A 488-nucleotide genomic window follows, 5' to 3' on the forward strand; every position below is an offset into this window, starting at 1 on the left:
AATATAGCTTTTCCGTTAATGTCTATAAGATTATAGCTTAAATTATCGAGCGCATGATCTGAAATTTTCAGCATAACGTAATCAGACGTTGGATTAGGATACGTAATGGCTGATAGATTTATAGTGTTCAATTCTGGGTTGCTTAAGGTTTGAAATTCAAATGCTTGCTGAACACCCTGGGAAACTGTGCCACTTCCTATATTGGTAGTGTACACCAATTGACCAAGCGTATAACTGGATGAACCACCGCTACCTGTGGCATCTCCTCCTGATGTTGGAATGGTCTCTTGTGAATACATTAATTGGGTAGCGAAGACTATACAAGCTAGTAATGTAGTTTTTTTCATTTGGTCTTTTTAAAAGATTTGGTCTTTTTCCCACCCAAATGAGGAGTGAAGAAAATTATCTAGTCTAGGTTAATATCGGTATTAATATAGCTCTTATTAATTTAAAGCATTTGTGATTTTAAATGATAAAAAACTGCCTAC

General features: G+C 35.2%; 1 protein-coding gene. It reads right to left on the minus strand.

Annotated features, from left to right (window positions below; genetic code table 11):
• Window positions 1-347, minus strand: a 347-nt coding sequence (locus CXF67_RS00215; protein WP_102086930.1) for a hypothetical protein, incomplete at its 3' end; no start/stop codon positions are given.
• Between the last annotated feature and the right edge of the window lie 141 nt (window positions 348-488).

This window comes from Psychroflexus sp. MES1-P1E (genome assembly GCF_002836055.1).
In the GTDB taxonomy this organism is placed as follows: domain Bacteria; phylum Bacteroidota; class Bacteroidia; order Flavobacteriales; family Flavobacteriaceae; genus Psychroflexus.